Here is a 16,510-nt window from a genome sequence, read left to right as displayed (position 1 = left end):
TCAGTTGCCCTCGAAGACCGGTTTCCGCTTCTCGGCGAAGGCGTGATAGGCGCGGGCGAAATCCTCGGTCTGCATGCACAACGCCTGCGCCACGGCTTCCGCCTCGATCGCGCTTTCGACCGACATTGCCCATTCCATCTCGAGCATGCGCTTGGTCATCGCATTGGCGAAGGTCGGCCCGTCCGCAAGCTCCGTCGCGAGCGCTTGCGCCTCGGCCAGCACGGCCTCAGGCGCGCAGAGCCGGTTGAGGAAGCCCCAGCGCTCGGCTTCCTCGCCCCTGAGGACGCGGCCGGTATAGAGGAGTTCTGCGGCACGACCCTGGCCGATGATGCGCGGCAGCATCGCGCAGGCGCCCATATCGCAGCCGGCGAGGCCGACGCGGTTGAACAGGAAGGCGATCTTGCTGCCCGCAGTGCCGAGCCTGAGGTCGGATGCCATCGCGACGATGGCGCCGGCGCCGGCGCAGACGCCGTCGATGGCCGCGACGATCGGCTGCGGGCAGGCCCGCATCGCCTTGACCAGATCGCCGGTCATCCGGGTGAACTTCAGGAGGTCCCTGGTCTCCATCGCGACCAGCGGGCCGATGATCTCGAAGACGTCGCCGCCCGAAGAGAAATTGCCGCCGGCACCCGTCACGACGATCGCCTTGATCTCTTCTTCCTTCTGCGTCGCAAGGAAGAAATCCGTGAGTTCGCGGTAGCTTGCGAAGGTCAGCGGATTCTTCTTCTCAGGCCGGTTCAGCGTCACCGTTGCGACCTTGCCGGAGACGGCGAGGGCGAAATGCTGCGGCGTGAAGCCCGCCAGCGGCAGGGTTGTGGCATTGGCGGTGGTCATCAGGCGTCTCCCTTCGCGGCCCCGTCGGCTGCGTCCTTCGCCCGGCCCGCGATGGCGCGATGCAGCGAGGTCTTGGTCTCTCCGAGCAGCCGGAAGAGCTGCCCGATCTCGGGCTGGTCGAGCCCGGCGAACAACTCGGCGATCCAGCTTTCATGGCGCTCGGCCATGGCCCGGAAGGCCTTGCGGCCCTGCGCCGTCAGAGTGAGGATCTGCACGCGCCGATCCTGCGGCGCGGAGCGCTTGTCGACGAGCCCGTCCGTCACGAGCCCGGCGACGACGGCAGTGACGTTGCCGTTCGAGACCATCAGCCGCTGCGAGACTTCGCCGACCGTCATGCCGACTGCGGTCTTGTCGAGCTGGGCCATCAGATCGAAGCGCGGCAGGGTGGTCTTGAACTCCTCGCGCAGCCTGTTGCGGATCTCGGTCTCGATCAGCGTCGAGCAGGTCAGCATCCGCAGCCACAGGCGCAACTCGTCCTTGTGGTCGCCGGGGCGTTCGCTCGCCTTGGTTTCTCGGTCGAGCATCAATGTGGAGGAGGGCGTCTCCATCTCAGAACTCCCCGCCATTGATCAGAAGCGACTGGCCGGTGACGGCATCGCTGCCCGGCCCGCATAGATAGAGGACGGCAGCTGCGACCTCCTCGGGAGCGATCAGGCGCCCTTGCGGATTGTCCTTGACCATTTCGGCCAGGGCCTGCTCACGGCTCTTGCCGGTCTTGGCCGTGATCGTATCGAGCCCGCCTGCGACCATGTCGGTGTCGGCGTAGCCGGGGCAGACGGCGTTGACGGTGACGCCGCTGCGAGCTGTTTCCAGCGCCAGCGACTTGGTGAGGCCGATCACGGCATGCTTCGCAGCCGCATAGGCGCTGACGTAAGGGTAGCCGCGATGCCCGGCCGTCGAGGCGATGGCGACCAGCCGCCCGCGATGGCGCTCCAGCATGCCCGGCAGCACGGCATGGAACAGGTTGACCGTGCCGATCAGGTTGATCTCGACCATGCGGCGGAAGCGCTCGCTGTCGCTGCGCATGAACGGGCCGGTCTCGACCGCGCCGGCATTGGCGATCGCGATGTCGAAGGCGTGCTCACGGGAAAGCTGGTCCAGAGCGGCCGAAACCGAGATTTCGTCGCGCACGTCGCAGACGGCGAAATCGGCGGCGGCCCCGGCTGCGACAGCGTCCCGCAGCGCGGCTTCGTCACGGCCGAGGATGCTGACCCGCGCCCCGGCCTGCGTCAGTGCGGCGGCGATGGCTCGGCCGATGCCGCGTCCACCCCCCGTCACCAGCGCGTGCTGTCCCTGCAGAGTCATGACCGTTCGACCTCCGTCCTCGAATATATTTTAAACCTCAATCAATTTGCAAGCCTGTTGGCTTTCGCCGGTCGACGGACCGCAGATTTTGCAGCGCGGCACGTAGCTTATGTGAGCGCGTGGCTTTTTCAACGGCGCCTCGCGCTGAGGTCGTCAAAGGCTCTTGAGTTCAAAATCATTTCAGGTTTAAAATATTTTCCAGACCGGATCGGCCGGTTCCCTGATGGAGGCGTCGATGCGTATCGCGGTTGTTGGCGGAGGGCCGGCAGGGCTCTATTTCGCGCTGCTGATGAAGCGGGATTGGCCGGAGATTTCGGTTGACGTCTTCGAGCGCAACCAGGCGGACGACACCTTCGGCTTCGGCGTGGTCTTCTCCGACCAGACGCTCGACACCTTCAAGGCGGCGGATGTCGAGAGCTATGCCGCTATCCGCGACAACTTCGCCTACTGGGACGACATCGAGATCCACTTCAAGGGCGACAGCTACCGCGTGCCCGGCAACGGCTTCTGCGGTTGTTCGCGTCGCTCGCTGCTGATGCTGGTGCAGGCGAGGGCGCGCGAGCTCGGCGTCAACCTGCATTTCGGCGATGACATCGCCGATGTCGAAACACTGAAGCGTGACTACGACCTGGTCGTCGCCGCCGATGGCGTCAACAGCCGCCTGCGCGAGAACTGGCGCGAGCGCTTCCAGCCGGAAACCGACCTGCGCCCCAACAAATTCGCCTGGATGGGCTCGACCCGCCCCTTCGACGCCTTCACCTTCTTCTTCAAGCAGACCGAGCACGGGGTCTTCATCGCCCATTGCTACCAGTATGAGGCCGGGCGCTCGACCTGGGTGCTGGAGACCGACCCGGAGACCTTCGAGAGGGCCGGGCTCGGTGCCATGGATGAGGCGCAGTCGGCCGCTTTCCTCGAGGGCGTCTTCGCCGAGGAGCTTCAGGGCCACAGGCTCGTCACCAACCGCTCGCTCTGGCGTAATTTCCCGATGATCCGCTGCCGCCATTGGGTCGTCGAGAACGTCGTGCTGATCGGCGACGCCAAGGCGACGGCGCATTTCTCGATTGGCTCCGGCACCAAGCTCGCGATGGAAGATGCTATCGCGCTGCACAAGGCGATGGGGCAGGCGAAGCTCGACGTCGCCGCCGGGCTCAAGCTGTTCGAGACGCAGCGCCGCGAGGAGGTCGAGAAGACCCAGCACGCCGCCGATGTCTCGCTCGTCTGGTTCGAGGAGCTCCGGCGCTTCTGGGATTTCGAGCCGTTGCGCTTCGCCTTCGGCCTGATGACCCGCTCCAAGGCGATCACCTACGACAATCTGGCGCTGCGCGCCCCGGAAATGGTCTCAGCCGTCGATAGGCTCGTCGCGGATGGGCTGGGTCCGTTGGCGAAGCGGCGCAAGGACGGCTCGCCCGTCCCGCCGGCCTTCCAGCCCTTCAAGCTGCGCGAGATGCGGGTCGAGAACCGCATGACGGTCTCGCCGATGTGCCAGTATTCCGCGCAGGATGGCATGCCCGGCGACTGGCATCTGATGCATTACGGCTCGCGCGCCATCGGCGGTCCCGGGCTGATCTTCACAGAGATGACCTGCGTCGCCCCGGATGCTCGCATCACCCCCGGCTGCGCCGGCCTCTGGAATGACGAGCAGGAGGCCGCGTGGAAGCGCATCGTCGGCTTCGTCCACGGTCATTCGGCCGCGAAGATCTGCCTCCAGCTCGGCCATGCCGGGCGCAAGGGAGCGACCAAGCTGATGTGGGAGGGCATGGACCGGCCGCTGTCGGAAGGCGCCTGGCCGATCGTCTCCGCCTCAGCCTTGCCCTACTACCCGGAGAGCCAGGTGCCGCGCGAGATGACTCGCGCCGACATGGATCGGGTGACGGCCGAGTTCGTTTCCGCTGCCGAGCGTGGGGAGCGTATCGGCTTCGACATGCTGGAGCTGCACTGCGCCCATGGCTATCTGCTGGCGAGCTTCCTCTCGCCGCTGACCAACAAGCGCACGGACGACTATGGCGGCTCGGTCGAGAACCGGCTGCGCTTCCCGCTGGAGGTCTTCCGGGCACTGCGCGAGTCCTGGCCGCGTGAGAAGCCGATGTCCGTGCGCATCTCCGCGACCGACTGGGTCGAAGGCGGTCTGTCGGCGGCAGATTCCGTCGCGATCGCCGAGGCCTTCGCGGCCGAGGGCTGCGACCTCGTCGACGTCTCGACCGGCCAGACCGCGAGGGAATCGCGCCCCATCTATGGCCGCATGTTCCAGACGCCGTTCTCGGACCGCATCCGCAACGAGGCCGAGGTCGCGACCATGTGCGTCGGCAACATCACCACGGCCGATCAGGTCAACACCATCATCGCCGCCGGCCGTGCCGATCTGGTCGCGCTCGGGCGCCCGCATCTCGCCGATCCGTCCTTCGTGCTGCGTGCGGCGGCCTGGTACGGCGTCGATGTCGCCCAGCCCGTGCAGTACCAGCCCGGCAAGGACCAGCTCATGCGCAACACCCCGCGCGAGCGCGAGGAGCTGCAGGAGCTGAAGCTCAAGGCCAAGCCCAGCCGCCATGCTGTCCAGGCGTAGCGTTCGTTCCGCCTCCCCCGAACAACCGCCGTCATCGCGGGCTTGACCTGGAAGCCATGCCGGAGCGTGTCCGAACCACGCTCAGGCGTGAAACCCGGCCGTCCGCTTCGCTGCGGCCGGATTGACTCGCGTTTCAGCCAGGCGATGGAACGCTGTCCTATTTGCCGCCCTGAGAGCGCCCGGAGGGCGAGACGTCGGGGATGGTCGGCGCAGTGGCCGGGCGCTCCCCGAAGGGATTGGCCGAAGGCGGGTTGCGCCGCAGCCGGAAGGCGAGATAGGCGCCCGCCGCCGCCGAAAGCAGGCCGAGATAGGCGAGCAGTCCGTTCGGTCCGACCACCTGCATGAAGGCGGTCGAGACCAGCGGGCCGATGGCGGAGCCTGTAGCCCAGAGGAACAGGAGCTGCGCCGAGAGGCCGAGCGCCCGCTCGCGGCCGAGCCGGAAATAGGCATGGGCGACGGCGACCGTGTAGATCGGCATCGAGCCCGCGCCGATCAGCGCGAACAGGCCGAACAGCCAGAAGCGGGCATGGGGCAGGGCTAACCAGAGCACTGCGCCCAGCGCCAGCGAGCAGAGCACCACCGAAAGCGTGGCGCTCAGCATGATGATGCGGCTCTCGACCCGGTCCGCCAGCAGGCCGAGCGGCCACTGCAGCACCAGTGCGCCGATCTGGATGCCGGCGGTGAGCAGGATCGCCCAGGCCTGGTCGAGACCGATCAGGATGCCGTAGGCCGGTGCGACATTGGTGAGCGCGCCACCCATCAGGCCGACATAGAGGCAGCCGATGACCGAGGCCGGCGCGTATTGCCAGATCGTGTTGAGCCGGACGGAGACGACCTCGCCCGATTCCGGGCCTTTCGCCTTCGTCATGCCGACGGGGATCAGCGCGATCGAGAAGGCGGCGCTCGCCAGCAGGAAGATGTCGTTCGACTGCAGCGAGACGTAGCCGACGCCGATCTGCGAGCCGATCAGGGCGAGGCGGTTGAGGATCTGGTAGAAGCCGAAGACGCGGCCGCGCTGGCCGGCCTTGGCCTGTCCGCTGATCCAGCTCTCGATGCAGATGGCGTGGCCGGCGCCAGCGAAGCCCATCCCCAGCCGTGAAATGCCCCAGACGTCGAGCGGCGTCACCGAGAAGCCCAGCGTCAGCACGGCCTGCAAGGCCGCGAAGACGGCAAAGGCGCGGATATGCCCGACACGGCGGATGAAGGCGGGGATGACGAAGCAGCCGGCGAGGAAGCCGACGGAATAGGCCGAGCCGACGAGGCCGATCAGCAGCGGGGCCTTCTGCTCCAGCGCCATCTTCAGCGGCACCGCCGTGTTCACGATCGTGGCGGCGACCTGAAGGATGAGCGCGCCGCTGACGATGGCACCCAGCGCCGCGACAGAGCTCGTCCTCGGCTCGGTGGCTGCTTCGGTCACGTCGGTCCCGCCCCCCTGCGCAGCCGCCATGAAGGCCTGAGATTCTCGAGGCGACAAGCCCTGCGGCTGCGATGCTTGCGACATATCCGATTCGAGAGCCGGGTTGGGAGAAATGGACTGACACGCCAGCCTTGCCCGAAAAAAATGGGCCAATCGCGGCGGCCAGGTAAAAATCTTTGTCTCCGTTCCTCCATCCGGCGGCCTTGATCGCGCCGCCTTTGCATCGTCTTGCGGCGCCGCGGCGGCGTGACAACCGCAGCTTCCTCATCCGCAAAATTATCGATGCGGTTCACCGGCGATTAACCAACACAGCGCCTTATCGAAGCAGAAAGAAGTTTGGGTTCTCCCGGCATACTCGGCCACATCGCAACGCACATCGCGCCTCCCTCGACCGGGGCGCGAGCGGCGAAGCCGTGTCCGCCGCGGGGCGTGGCGTAAGCGTATCGAGAGTGCGGCGGATGACCTATGCGACCTATGTGCGGGAAGGCGGCGTGCCCTATGTGCGCTCGCGCCGACGCCGCCGGCCTTTGCTGAAAGGGTTCTTCCTCGCCGCCGCCCTGAGTTGTGGCGCCATGTCCGGCTTCTGGATGTTGGGGCAGGGCGCACCGGCGCCTGACGCCGGTAGTGTTCCTTCTGCAGCTGCCCGCAAGGCGCCTGCCGGCCGCGCCGCGACGCAGCCGGCCCCCGCCTATAGCGGCCTGCTCGATCCCGCATTGTCCGGCGGCAAGGCCGCGTCCTTCGCCCAGGGTACTCCCGCCCGTTCCGCCTTCCAGCCGGCGAAGCCGCCCGCGTCGTCGTCCTCCATCGCGGCCGCCGAGCCGGTGTTACCTCTGCCGCCGCAGCCACCGGTCACGCTGGCTGAGAAGGCGGCGCCGATGCCCATGCCGGTGCCGCGGCCCTTGGACCTGCTGCCGAAGGCTGAACCTCAGCCTCAGCCGCAGCCGCGAGTGGCGCAGCCGACTTCGCCTCGCCGCAACCGCACGGCTGCTGCGGCGCCGACGCCGGAGGACAACCGCAGCTTCTTCGAGAAGCTCTTCGGCGTGCAGAAGCAACAGCCGACAGGCACGGCGCTGGCCTATGCCGCGCCGCAGGACGACGTCATCGACCGCGGCCGCGTCGCCCGGCTCAGCCCCTCGGCCGGCACGCCGCCGCGCACCGCCGAGGCGGGCACCGCGATCTACGACATCAGCGCCAAGATGGTCTACATGCCCAATGGCGAGCGGCTCGAGGCGCATTCCGGCCTCGGCGAGATGATGGACGACCCGAGCTACGCCCACGTCCGGATGAAGGGCGTCACGCCGCCGCACACCTATACGCTGACCGAACGCGAGGCACTGTTCCACGGCGTGCGCGCCATCCGCCTGAACCCGGTCGGTGGCAGCGGCGCCATCCATGGCCGTGCCGGGCTGCTGGCGCACACCTATCTGCTCGGGCCGCGCGGCGATTCGAACGGCTGCATTTCCTTCAAGGATTACGAGCGCTTCCTGCAGGCCTTCCTGCGCGGCGAGGTGCGGCGCATCGTCGTGGTCGCAGGAAACGCCTAACTTCCGGCCGGCGCATCCGCCGCCGGCCGAGACCCGCGTTTTCATCACAACGCTGCATGCCGCAGGGCGTCCGTCTCACGCTACGCCGATAAAATATCCCGAGACCGATCACCGATATCGCATCCGATAGGATGCGCGGCGATCTAGGATGGGTGGCTGAAGCTCGCCAGCCGCGCATCCTTCATCAGGCTGAGGAAGTCGGCACCGCTGACATGCACCAATGTCCGGTGGTCGCCGCCTTCGAAATAGACCTCCTTGGCGTCGCCGAGGCTCTTGTCGAGGATCACCGGTACCTCATAGGCCGACCCGACCGGTGGGACGGCGCCGATGTCGCAATCGGAGAATAGCGAGCCGATCTCGTCCTCGGAGGCGAGGCCGAGCCGCCTCTCCATCACATCCTGCAAGCGCGAGAGCTCGATCCGGTGCGTGCTCGGCACGACAGCGAGGACATAGCCGGTCTCGTGATGGACGACGACCGATTTGGCCAGCTTGCTACCGGGAATATGGGCCGCCTGCGCCGCCTGGCTGCTGGTAGCCGTGCGATTATGGGCGACGGTGTCATAGGCGATGCCTCGGCCGTCGATATAGCTTTGGAGCTTTTTGGCGATGGTCATGATAGGCGCCCCTCTCTTGCGTGGTGACGCATCAGTGTTGCTATCCTCCTCCCATCGCTGGCGAAGTCAACGGCGTCGGGCGAGCCTGTTTAGCCAAATCCTGCCCGCGAAAGTCGCGACGCAGAGGACCGCCCCGCTTCCCAACAGGAGCCAGGTTGCCAGGCGCATGGCTCCGCTCTCCGCCGCCGGTGGCGCAGGTCAGCCCGCAGCCTTGGCCTTGGCCTTGCTCTTGGCTGGCGCCTTTTCTGCCTTCTCGGCCGGCGCCTTCTTGGCGGCCGCCTTCTTCGCCGGAGCCTTGGCTTTCGCGCCGGCGGCGGCCTTGGCCTTGCCCTTGGCGCCGCCCTTCGTCTCGGCCTTGGCGTTCGCCAGCTCGATCGCCTGCTCTAGCGTGATGCTCTCGGCCGCCATCGTCTTGGGCAATGTCGCGAAGATCTTGCCCCAGGCGACATAGGGGCCGTACTTGCCCGCCTTCACTTCGAGCGTGCCGCCGGCCGGATGCTCGCCGAGCGCCCGTCCCGGCGTCGCCGCGCCACCGCGCCGGCCACCTCCGCCGCTCTCCTTGGCGACGATCAGGTCGATGGCGCGGTTGCCGCCGAGTTCGAGGACATCGTCGTCCTTGTCGATATTGGCGTAGGTCTTGCCGTGCTGGACATAAGGTCCGTAGCGGCCGATGCCGACCAGGATCGGCTCGCCCGACTCGGGATGCTTCGCCACCTCGCGCGGCAGGGCGAGCAGCGCCAGCGCCTTCTCCAGCGTCACGCTGGCCGGGCTCATTCCCTTGGGCAGGCTGGAGCGCTTCGGCTTCTCGCCCTCGCCGAGCTGGATATAGGGGCCGAAGCGGCCGTCGCGCAGCGTCACTTCGAGGCCGGTCACCGGATCGGTGCCGAGCACGCGCACGCCGGGCGTGCCCTGGCCGCCCTCGGCGGAAGCCTCTCCCTCAGCCGCGGGGACGGAGAGCGGACGGGTGTAACGGCATTCGGGATAGTTCGAGCAGCCGACGAAGGCGCCGAACTTGCCGAGCTTGAGCGAGAGCTGGCCGTTGCCGCAATTTGGGCAGACGCGCGGATCGGAGCCATCGGCCTTCTGCGGGAAGATATAGTCACCGAGGATGCCGTTCAGCGCCTCCAGCACGTCGCCGACGCGCAGGTCCTTGGTCTCGCCGATGGAGGCGGTGAACTCTTCCCAGAACTGGCGCAGCAGCGCCTTCCAGTCGATCTCGGCGTTGGAGACGCGGTCGAGGTTTTCCTCGAGGTTCGCGGTGAAGTCGAACTCGACATAGCGCTTGAAGAAGCTCTCCAGGAACGCCGTCACCAGCATGCCCTTGTCCTCGGGCACGAGGCGCTTCTTCTCGATGCGGACATATTCGCGGTCGCGCAGGGTCGAGAGGGTCGCGGCATAGGTCGATGGCCGGCCGATGCCGAGCTCTTCCATGCGCTTGACGAGGCTGGCTTCCGAGAAGCGCGGCGGCGGCTCGGTGAAATGCTGGTCGGCGGCGATGGCGCGCTTCTCCAGCTTGTCGCCCGCCTTCATCGCCGGCAGCTTCTTGGAGTCCTCGTCTTCCTCGTCGTCGCGACTCTCCTGATAGAGCGTCAGGAAGCCGTCGAAGAGGACGACCTGTCCGGTGGCGCGCAGATCGAGATGGCGCGCGCCGACCTTCGCCGCGATGTCGACCGTGGTGCGCTCCATCTCGGCGGATTCCATCTGGCTCGCGATGGTGCGCTTCCAGATCAGCTCGTAGAGCTTCGCCTGCTCGGGTTCGAGCTGGCGCGCGACCATCGCCGGCAGCCGGCCGAGATCGGTCGGGCGGATCGCCTCGTGGGCCTCCTGCGCGTTCTTGGCCTTGACCGTGTACTTGCGGGGCACGTTGGGCACGTAGCGGTCGCCGAATTCCTTGCCGATGACGCGGCGGGCGGCGGCGATGGCCGACCCGTCCATGTCGACGCCGTCGGTTCGCATATAGGTGATGAGGCCGACCGTCTCGCCGCCGATGTCGACGCCTTCGTAGAGGCGCTGGGCGAGCTGCATCGTCCGCGCTGGAGCCAGGCCGAGCTTGCGCGAGGCCTCCTGCTGCAGCGTCGAGGTCTGGAAGGGCGGGTAGGGGTGGCGCTTGACCGGCTTGGCCTCGACCTCGCTCACGGTGAAGAGAGCCGTTTCCAGCGCTTCCTTGAAGGCCTTGGCCTCCTCGGCGTTGCCGATGTCGAGCCGGGCGATCTTCTTGCCGTCGGCGCCGACGAGCCGGGCTTCGAAGGTCTGGCCGGATTCTGTGGCGAGCGTCGCCACCAGGGACCAGTATTCGCGCGCCCGGAAGGCCTCGATCTCACGCTCGCGGTCGCAGACGAGGCGCAGGGCCACCGACTGCACGCGGCCGGCCGAACGGGCGCCCGGCAGCTTGCGCCAGAGCACCGGCGAAAGGGTGAAGCCGACGAGATAGTCGAGCGCGCGGCGTGCCAGATAGGCATCGACCAGCGCCTGGTCGATGGCGCGCGGATTGGCCAATGCCTTCTGCACTGCGTCCTTGGTGACGGCGTTGAAGGTGACGCGCTCGACCGGGATGCCCTTCAGCACCTTCTTCTGATTGAGCGCCTCCAGCACGTGCCAGGAGATGGCCTCGCCCTCGCGATCCGGGTCGGTGGCGAGGATGAGCTTCTCGGCGCCCTTCACGGCGCGCGCGATCTCGGAGACCTGCTTGGCGCCGCGGCCCTCGATTTCCCATTTCATGGCGAAATCGTTGTCGGGCTCGACCGAGCCGTCCTTGGCCGGCAGGTCGCGGATATGCCCGAACGAGGCGATGACCTCGTAGTCGGAGCCGAGATATTTATTGATCGTCTTGGCCTTGGCCGGCGACTCGACGACGAGGAGCTTCATGATTTTCGTGTCTCGATAACGGCTCTGATCAGAGCGCGGAGCCGGCCCTAACGGACGGTTCCGCGACCCGCAAGACCGCTGCGGTTCGGATGATGCGCGCGAAAGTGGTTCAGCGGGCGGGCCGTGTCAAACGGCGATTGCGCTTTGCGTGTTGCACGGGACCGTTTAGGGCCATTCTCCGGCTTGGGCTACGAAATGGGGAGGCGAGCGTGTCTTCGCAAGCACAGATCAGGCGCCGGACGGCGTTGGACATCCGCAACCGCAAGGGGGCGGAGCCGATCGTCTCCCTGACCGCCTATACGGCGCCGATGGCGGCGCTGGCCGATCGCCATTGCGATTTCCTGCTGGTCGGGGATTCGCTCGGCATGGTCGTACATGGCCTCGACAGCACCGTGCCGGTCACGCTGGAGATGATGATCCTGCACGGACAGGCGGTGATGCGCGGCTCGCAGCGCGCACTGGTCGTCGTCGACATGCCGTTCGGCAGCTATGAGGAAAGCCCGGAGCAGGCTTTCCGTAACGCAGCCCGCGTCATGCGGGAGACCGGCTGTGGCGCGGTGAAGCTCGAAGGCGGGCAGCGCATGGCGAAGACCATCGCCTTCCTGGTGGAGCGCGGCATCCCCGTGATGGCCCATGTTGGGCTGACTCCGCAGGCGGTCAACGTGCTCGGCGGCTTCAAGGCGCAGGGGCGCAGCCGGGCCGAGTGGCCGGCGATTGCCGCCGATGCCGCGGCGGTGACGGAAGCCGGCGCCTTCGCCGTGGTGCTGGAAGCGGTGGCCGAGCCGCTTGCGGCCGAAATAGCGGCCAGAATCGCGATCCCTACCATCGGCATCGGAGCCTCCGCCGCCTGCGACGGCCAGGTGCTCGTGCTCGACGACATGCTCGGCCTGACCGGGCGCGTGCCGAAATTCGTCAAGCTCTTCGGCAGCCTTGCCGAGGATGTCGACAAGGCCGTGGCGGATTACGCTGCCGAGGTTCGGGCCCGGCGCTTTCCGGGGCCCGAACACGTCTATTCGGTGAAGGATTGAGCGCGAACCAGGCGAACGCGGCGCGCTCTCAGCTTTGCGCCGCCAGCAGGCGGTCGATGAAGCCTTCGGTCGAAGCTCCGTTGATCCAGCGCAGCACGGCGACGATGTCGCGCTCGGGCTCGACCCAGATCACGTTGCTGCCGGCGCCGAGCGCCGAGAAGGCGGTCTCGGGAACCCCCGGTCGCGCGGCCGGGCCGCGCGCCAGCCACCAGAGATAGCCGTAATTGCCCAGCGTCGGGGAGGGGCTCAGCATCCGCTCGACCCAGGCCTGCGAAAGGAGCTGGCGGCCGTTCCACGCGCCCTTGCGGCCGATCAGCAGCCCGAAGCGGGCATGGTCGCGTGCGCCGATGTAGAGCCCGCCGCCCCAATGCCCGCCTCCAGGCACCGACTGGATCTCGCGTCCGTCGATCGTGACGGTGGATGTGCTGTAGCCCTGCCACTGCCAGTCCGGCGAGGCGCCGATCGGGTCCATGATCCGCTCGCGCAGCACCTCCGGCAGCGGCCGGCGGAAGCGCTGGAGCAGGGCGTAGCTCAGCACGTTCACCCGCACGTCGTTGTATTCGTAAAAGCTGCCGGGCTCGCGCAGTTCGCGGCGCTGGCCCTTGCGGCTGTTGTCGGCACCGGGGCCGATCTGGCGGTTGTGATCGACCTGGTCGGACTTGCCGAATAGCTCGCCCTGCCATTCGCTCGACTGCTGCAGCAGATGGCGCCAGGTGATGGCGCCATTGTGGGGGCCAGCGAAGGCGGAATCGTCGACGCTCTTGCCGACCGGCTCCTCGACGTCCCGGATCAGCCCATCGTCGAAGGCGATGCCGGCGAGTACGGACAGATAGCTCTTGGCGATCGAGAAGGTCATGTCGGTGCGGCTGGTGTCGCCCCATTCGGCAACGATGCGCCCACCCTTCAGGATGAGCCCAGCCGGGCCGCCGCGCTCGCGGACCGGCCCGACGATCTCCGTCCAGGGACCCGTCTCATTCCACTCGACATTTCCGACATAGCTGCCGTCCGGATAGTAGAGGCTGCGGGGCCAGGGGCTTTCGTGATCCTGGGCAAAGGCGACCGCTGCCGCGAGCCTGCTGACGTCGAGGCCGGCCTCGGCCGGGGGGAGGGCTTCCCATTCGATGCCGTGAGACGCTGGAACAAAGGCGGTCGTGGAGGCGGACAAGGCTTGATCCCTTCGGCAAAACGTGGGGAGCGAACGGCGAGGCATCTGACCTAGCGCCAATCGGAAGCAAGCTCCACCGCTGCACACGGCATGACTGCCTTTCTCTATTCGGGCGGCTTGCGCCGGGGGCGAGTCGCGCCTAAACAGCGACCTTCAAATGACATCGCCAGCCCCGCTCTATCCGCACCGCCACCTGCTCGGCATCGAGGGGTTGTCCCATCTCGACATAGAGGGGCTGTTGGACCGGGCCGAGGCCTATGTCGCGCTCTCCCGGCAGGTCGAGAAGAAGACGGCGACGCTGCGCGGCCGCACCCAGATCAACCTGTTCTTCGAGCCCTCGACCCGCACGCAGGCCTCCTTCGAGCTTGCGGGAAAGCGACTGGGCGCCGACGTGATGAACATGTCCGTCGCGTCGTCCTCGGTGAAGAAGGGCGAGACGCTGATCGACACTGCCGCGACCCTCAACGCGATGCGGCCGGACATCATCGTGGTGCGGCACCACGCTGCCGGCGCGGTCAACCTGCTCGCCCGCAAGGTGAGCTGCTCGGTGGTCAATGCCGGTGACGGCGCTCACGAGCACCCGACGCAGGCGCTGCTCGACGCACTGACGATCCGCCGCAACAAGGGCCGCATCCAGGGGCTGACCGTGGCGATCTGCGGCGACATCCTGCATTCGCGCGTCGCCCGCTCCAACATCATCCTGCTCAACGCGCTCGGCGCCAAGGTGAGGCTGATCGCGCCTTCCACCCTGATGCCGGCGGGCATCGAGCGCATGGGCGTCGAGCTCTATACCGATATGAGCAAAGGGCTCGAAGGCGCTGATATCGTGATGATGCTGCGTCTGCAGCTCGAGCGGATGCACGGTGCCTTCGTGCCATCCTCGAAGGAGTATTTCCGCTATTACGGCCTCGATCGCGAGAAGCTCGAGCGCGCCGCGCCCGATGCGCTGGTGATGCATCCGGGACCGATGAACCGCGGCGTCGAGATCTCGTCGGAAGTGGCTGATGGCGCGCAGTCGCTGATCCGCGAGCAGGTCGAGATGGGTGTTGCCGTCCGCATGGCCGTGCTCGATGCCCTCGCCCAGCATCTGCCGAATATCTGAGCGTGGCGGGACCGAACATGGCTGAAACGCAGGATATCGCGATCGTCAACGCGCTCCTCATCGACCCGGCGTCCGGGCGCGAGGGCAAGGGTTCCGTCTTGCTGAGCGGCGGCGCCGTCGCCTCGGTCGCATGGGGGGCTGACCCCGCGACGGGCGAGGGCGTGCGCCGCATCGACGCGAAGGGGCAGGTGCTGACGCCGGGCCTGATCGACCTGCGCGCTTTCCTCGGCGAGCCCGGCGCCGAATTCCGCGAGACGCTCGGCTCGGGCTCGCAGGCGGCTGCCGCGGGCGGCGTCACCACCATCGTCTGCCGGCCGGATACGGACCCGCCGATCGACGATCCCGCCATCATCGACTTCCTGAAGCGCCGTGCCCGCGACAAGGCGATCGTCAACGTGCTGCCCTGCGCCGCCTTGACCAAGGGGCTGGAAGGCCGGGAGATCACCGAATTCGGCCTGCTTCTAGAGGCCGGAGCGGTCGCGTTCGGCGACGGCGCCAGGGCCTTGCGCAACCCGCAGGTGATGCGCCGCGCCATGATCTACGCCCGCAACTTCGACGCGCTGATCATGAACCATGTCGAGGACCCGGAACTGCGCGGTTCCGGCGTGATGAACGAGGGCGAATTCGCCAGTCGCAAGGGCCTGCCCGGCATCCCGCTCGAGGCCGAGACGGTGATGCTGGAACGCGACATCCGCCTCGCCCGCGCCACCGGCGCCCGCTATCACGCCGCGATGATCTCCTGCGCGGAATCGGCTGAACTCGTACGCCGCGCCAAGCAGGACGGCGCCCGCATCACCTGCGGCGTCTCCATCAACAATCTCACCCTCAACGAGAACGACGTCGGCGACTACCGGACCTTCTGCAAGGTCTCGCCGCCGCTTCGCCGCGAGGATGATCGCCTCGCTCTGGTCGCCGCGCTCGCCGAAGGCGTGATCGACGCTGTCGTCTCCGACCATGATCCGCAGGACGTCGAGACCAAGCGCCAGCCCTTCGCCGAGGCAGCGGACGGCGCGCTCGGCATCGAGACCATGCTTTCGGCCGCGCAGCGGCTGGTGCAGGCGGGCCATATCGGGCTGCCCCAGCTTCTCGCCGCCCTGTCGGCGCGGCCGGCCGCCTTGCTCGGCCTGCCATCGGGCCGGCTTGCTCCGGGTGCTCCTGCCGACCTCGTCCTGTTCGACCCCGAGGCGCCGTTCGTCGTCGACAAGCGCAAGCTCAAGTCGCGCGCCAAGAACTCGCCCTTCGACGAGGCTCGCCTGGAAGGCATCGTAGCCGCGACGATCGTCGCCGGGCGGGTGGTGTATGAGGGCGAGCCGGGCTAGATCGCCGCGCGTCCTTCCGGACTCAAAGTGGCAATCTATCTCTTTGCCGTAGCATCGGATTTGCCCGAAAAGTGGATTCCACTTTTCGGTCCGATGTTCTAGGCTGCCCGTGGACTGTGGGGAATAGGGCGGTATGACCGATGTTCTGAACTGGAGCCTTTCCGGCTCCGCAACGCTGATCGCGCTCGTCGTCGGCTATCTCTTCGGCTCGATTCCCTTTGGCATCATCCTGACGCGGCTGGCGGGAGGGCCGGATCTGCGCAGCATCGGCTCCGGCAATATCGGCGCGACCAATGTCCTGCGTACCGGCAACAAGAAGCTCGCGGCCGCTACCCTCGTCGGCGACATGCTGAAGGGCACGGCGGCGGTCATCGTCGGCGCGCGCCTGCTCGGCGGGCCGGAAGCGGCGCTGGCGGCGGGCATCGGCGCCTTTCTCGGCCATCTCTTCCCGGTCTGGGTCGGCTTCAAGGGCGGCAAGGGCGTGGCGACCTATCTCGGCGTGCTGATCGGCGTGAAGGCCTCGATTGCGCTCGTCTTCGCCGCGGTCTGGCTGAGCGTCGCCTATCTCTCGCGCTACTCCTCCCTCTCGGCGCTGGTGGCCAGCCTGCTGACGCCGCTGCTGCTCTGGTTCTGGGCTGGCATGCACCAAGCGGCCATCGTCATGGCCATCCTGACCGTGCTGCTCTGGATTATGCACCGAACCAATATCGCCCGGCTTCTGGCCGGGCGCGAAGGCAAGATCGGCCAGAAGGGCTGA

Annotated in this window: 13 protein-coding genes; 6 read left to right on the top strand and 7 right to left on the bottom strand. The window is 67.2% G+C overall.

Annotated features, from left to right (window positions below):
• From AC1DIN_RS24570 to AC1DIN_RS24560, 3 genes are read right to left on the bottom strand one after another with little or no spacing between them, the layout of a single operon-like run.
• Complete coding sequence (locus tag AC1DIN_RS24570; protein WP_476811650.1) at window positions 1-834, bottom strand: enoyl-CoA hydratase family protein; 834 nt, start codon at window positions 832-834, stop codon at window positions 1-3.
• On the bottom strand, window positions 834-1,382 hold the full coding sequence (locus AC1DIN_RS24565) for a MarR family winged helix-turn-helix transcriptional regulator (RefSeq protein ID WP_441472078.1): 549 nt from the start codon (window positions 1,380-1,382) through the stop codon (window positions 834-836). Before AC1DIN_RS24565 ends, AC1DIN_RS24570 begins: the two co-directional genes overlap by 1 nt.
• A 1-nt stretch (window position 1,383) precedes the next feature.
• Window positions 1,384-2,139, bottom strand: a complete 756-nt coding sequence (locus AC1DIN_RS24560) for an SDR family NAD(P)-dependent oxidoreductase (protein WP_476811649.1) — start codon at window positions 2,137-2,139, stop codon at window positions 1,384-1,386.
• 235 nt (window positions 2,140-2,374) lie between these two features.
• On the opposite strand from AC1DIN_RS24560, the gene AC1DIN_RS24555 reads away from it, so the two are divergent.
• The gene (locus AC1DIN_RS24555) at window positions 2,375-4,699 is read left to right on the top strand and encodes a bifunctional salicylyl-CoA 5-hydroxylase/oxidoreductase (RefSeq protein WP_476811648.1); all 2,325 of its coding nucleotides are present in this window, start codon (window positions 2,375-2,377) and stop codon (window positions 4,697-4,699) included.
• 157 nt (window positions 4,700-4,856) lie between these two features.
• Here AC1DIN_RS24555 and AC1DIN_RS24550 read toward each other — a convergent pair whose 3' ends face one another.
• Window positions 4,857-6,116 (bottom strand): MFS transporter, encoded by a 1,260-nt coding sequence (locus AC1DIN_RS24550; RefSeq protein WP_441472081.1) that lies wholly within the window; start codon window positions 6,114-6,116, stop codon window positions 4,857-4,859.
• Window positions 6,117-6,574: 458 nt separating this feature from the next.
• Here AC1DIN_RS24550 and AC1DIN_RS24545 point away from each other — a divergent pair, with 458 nt between their 5' ends.
• Window positions 6,575-7,660 carry a DUF2778 domain-containing protein gene (locus tag AC1DIN_RS24545; RefSeq protein ID WP_441472082.1) on the top strand — a complete coding sequence of 362 codons (1,086 nt, stop codon included), beginning with the start codon at window positions 6,575-6,577 and terminating at the stop codon, window positions 7,658-7,660.
• A 143-nt stretch (window positions 7,661-7,803) separates the two neighbouring features.
• Here the strand turns inward: AC1DIN_RS24545 and AC1DIN_RS24540 are convergent, their stop codons facing one another.
• Both AC1DIN_RS24540 and topA read right to left on the bottom strand, forming a co-directional pair.
• On the bottom strand, window positions 7,804-8,274 hold the full coding sequence (locus tag AC1DIN_RS24540) for an aminoacyl-tRNA deacylase (RefSeq protein ID WP_441472083.1): 471 nt from the start codon (window positions 8,272-8,274) through the stop codon (window positions 7,804-7,806).
• A 198-nt stretch (window positions 8,275-8,472) separates the two neighbouring features.
• Complete coding sequence (gene topA, locus AC1DIN_RS24535) at window positions 8,473-11,139, bottom strand: type I DNA topoisomerase (protein WP_476811647.1); 2,667 nt, start codon at window positions 11,137-11,139, stop codon at window positions 8,473-8,475.
• A gap of 209 nt (window positions 11,140-11,348) precedes the next feature.
• Between topA and panB the strand changes: the two genes are divergently transcribed.
• Window positions 11,349-12,167 (top strand): 3-methyl-2-oxobutanoate hydroxymethyltransferase, encoded by an 819-nt coding sequence (panB, locus tag AC1DIN_RS24530; RefSeq protein WP_476811646.1) that lies wholly within the window; start codon window positions 11,349-11,351, stop codon window positions 12,165-12,167.
• A 28-nt stretch (window positions 12,168-12,195) separates the two neighbouring features.
• Here panB and AC1DIN_RS24525 read toward each other — a convergent pair whose 3' ends face one another.
• A complete protein-coding gene (locus AC1DIN_RS24525) occupies window positions 12,196-13,332 on the bottom strand; it encodes a serine hydrolase domain-containing protein (RefSeq protein WP_476811645.1) in 1,137 nt (378 codons plus the stop codon).
• Window positions 13,333-13,489: 157 nt separating this feature from the next.
• On the opposite strand from AC1DIN_RS24525, the gene AC1DIN_RS24520 reads away from it, so the two are divergent.
• The 3 genes from AC1DIN_RS24520 (at window position 13,490) to plsY (ending at window position 16,510) form a co-directional block, all read left to right on the top strand.
• Entirely contained in the window at window positions 13,490-14,434 is a 945-nt protein-coding gene (locus AC1DIN_RS24520) for an aspartate carbamoyltransferase catalytic subunit (RefSeq protein ID WP_476811644.1), read from the top strand.
• A 17-nt stretch (window positions 14,435-14,451) separates the two neighbouring features.
• On the top strand, window positions 14,452-15,753 hold the full coding sequence (gene pyrC / locus AC1DIN_RS24515) for a dihydroorotase (protein ID WP_476811643.1): 1,302 nt from the start codon (window positions 14,452-14,454) through the stop codon (window positions 15,751-15,753).
• A 133-nt stretch (window positions 15,754-15,886) separates the two neighbouring features.
• Window positions 15,887-16,510 carry a glycerol-3-phosphate 1-O-acyltransferase PlsY gene (gene plsY / locus AC1DIN_RS24510; protein ID WP_476811642.1) on the top strand — a complete coding sequence of 208 codons (624 nt, stop codon included), beginning with the start codon at window positions 15,887-15,889 and terminating at the stop codon, window positions 16,508-16,510.

The organism is Allobosea sp. 05T438 (genome assembly GCF_056396025.1).
The sequence above is the reverse complement of the archived record's forward strand: the minus strand, read 5'-3'. Positions and strand labels throughout refer to the sequence as shown.

What these genes read in the sequence shown, in the direction of transcription:
- AC1DIN_RS24520 (WP_476811644.1), top strand. Translation starts at nt 13,490, where the DNA reads ATGACATCGCCAGCCCCGCTCTATCCGCACCGCCACCTGCTCGGCATC.
- AC1DIN_RS24570 (WP_476811650.1), bottom strand. Translation starts at nt 834, where the DNA reads ATGACCACCGCCAATGCCACAACCCTGCCGCTGGCGGGCTTCACGCCG.
- AC1DIN_RS24565 (WP_441472078.1), bottom strand. Translation starts at nt 1,382, where the DNA reads ATGGAGACGCCCTCCTCCACATTGATGCTCGACCGAGAAACCAAGGCG.
- AC1DIN_RS24540 (WP_441472083.1), bottom strand. Translation starts at nt 8,274, where the DNA reads ATGACCATCGCCAAAAAGCTCCAAAGCTATATCGACGGCCGAGGCATC.
- plsY (WP_476811642.1), top strand. Translation starts at nt 15,887, where the DNA reads ATGACCGATGTTCTGAACTGGAGCCTTTCCGGCTCCGCAACGCTGATC.
- AC1DIN_RS24555 (WP_476811648.1), top strand. Translation starts at nt 2,375, where the DNA reads ATGCGTATCGCGGTTGTTGGCGGAGGGCCGGCAGGGCTCTATTTCGCG.
- pyrC (WP_476811643.1), top strand. Translation starts at nt 14,452, where the DNA reads ATGGCTGAAACGCAGGATATCGCGATCGTCAACGCGCTCCTCATCGAC.
- topA (WP_476811647.1), bottom strand. Translation starts at nt 11,139, where the DNA reads ATGAAGCTCCTCGTCGTCGAGTCGCCGGCCAAGGCCAAGACGATCAAT.
- AC1DIN_RS24560 (WP_476811649.1), bottom strand. Translation starts at nt 2,139, where the DNA reads ATGACTCTGCAGGGACAGCACGCGCTGGTGACGGGGGGTGGACGCGGC.
- AC1DIN_RS24545 (WP_441472082.1), top strand. Translation starts at nt 6,575, where the DNA reads ATGACCTATGCGACCTATGTGCGGGAAGGCGGCGTGCCCTATGTGCGC.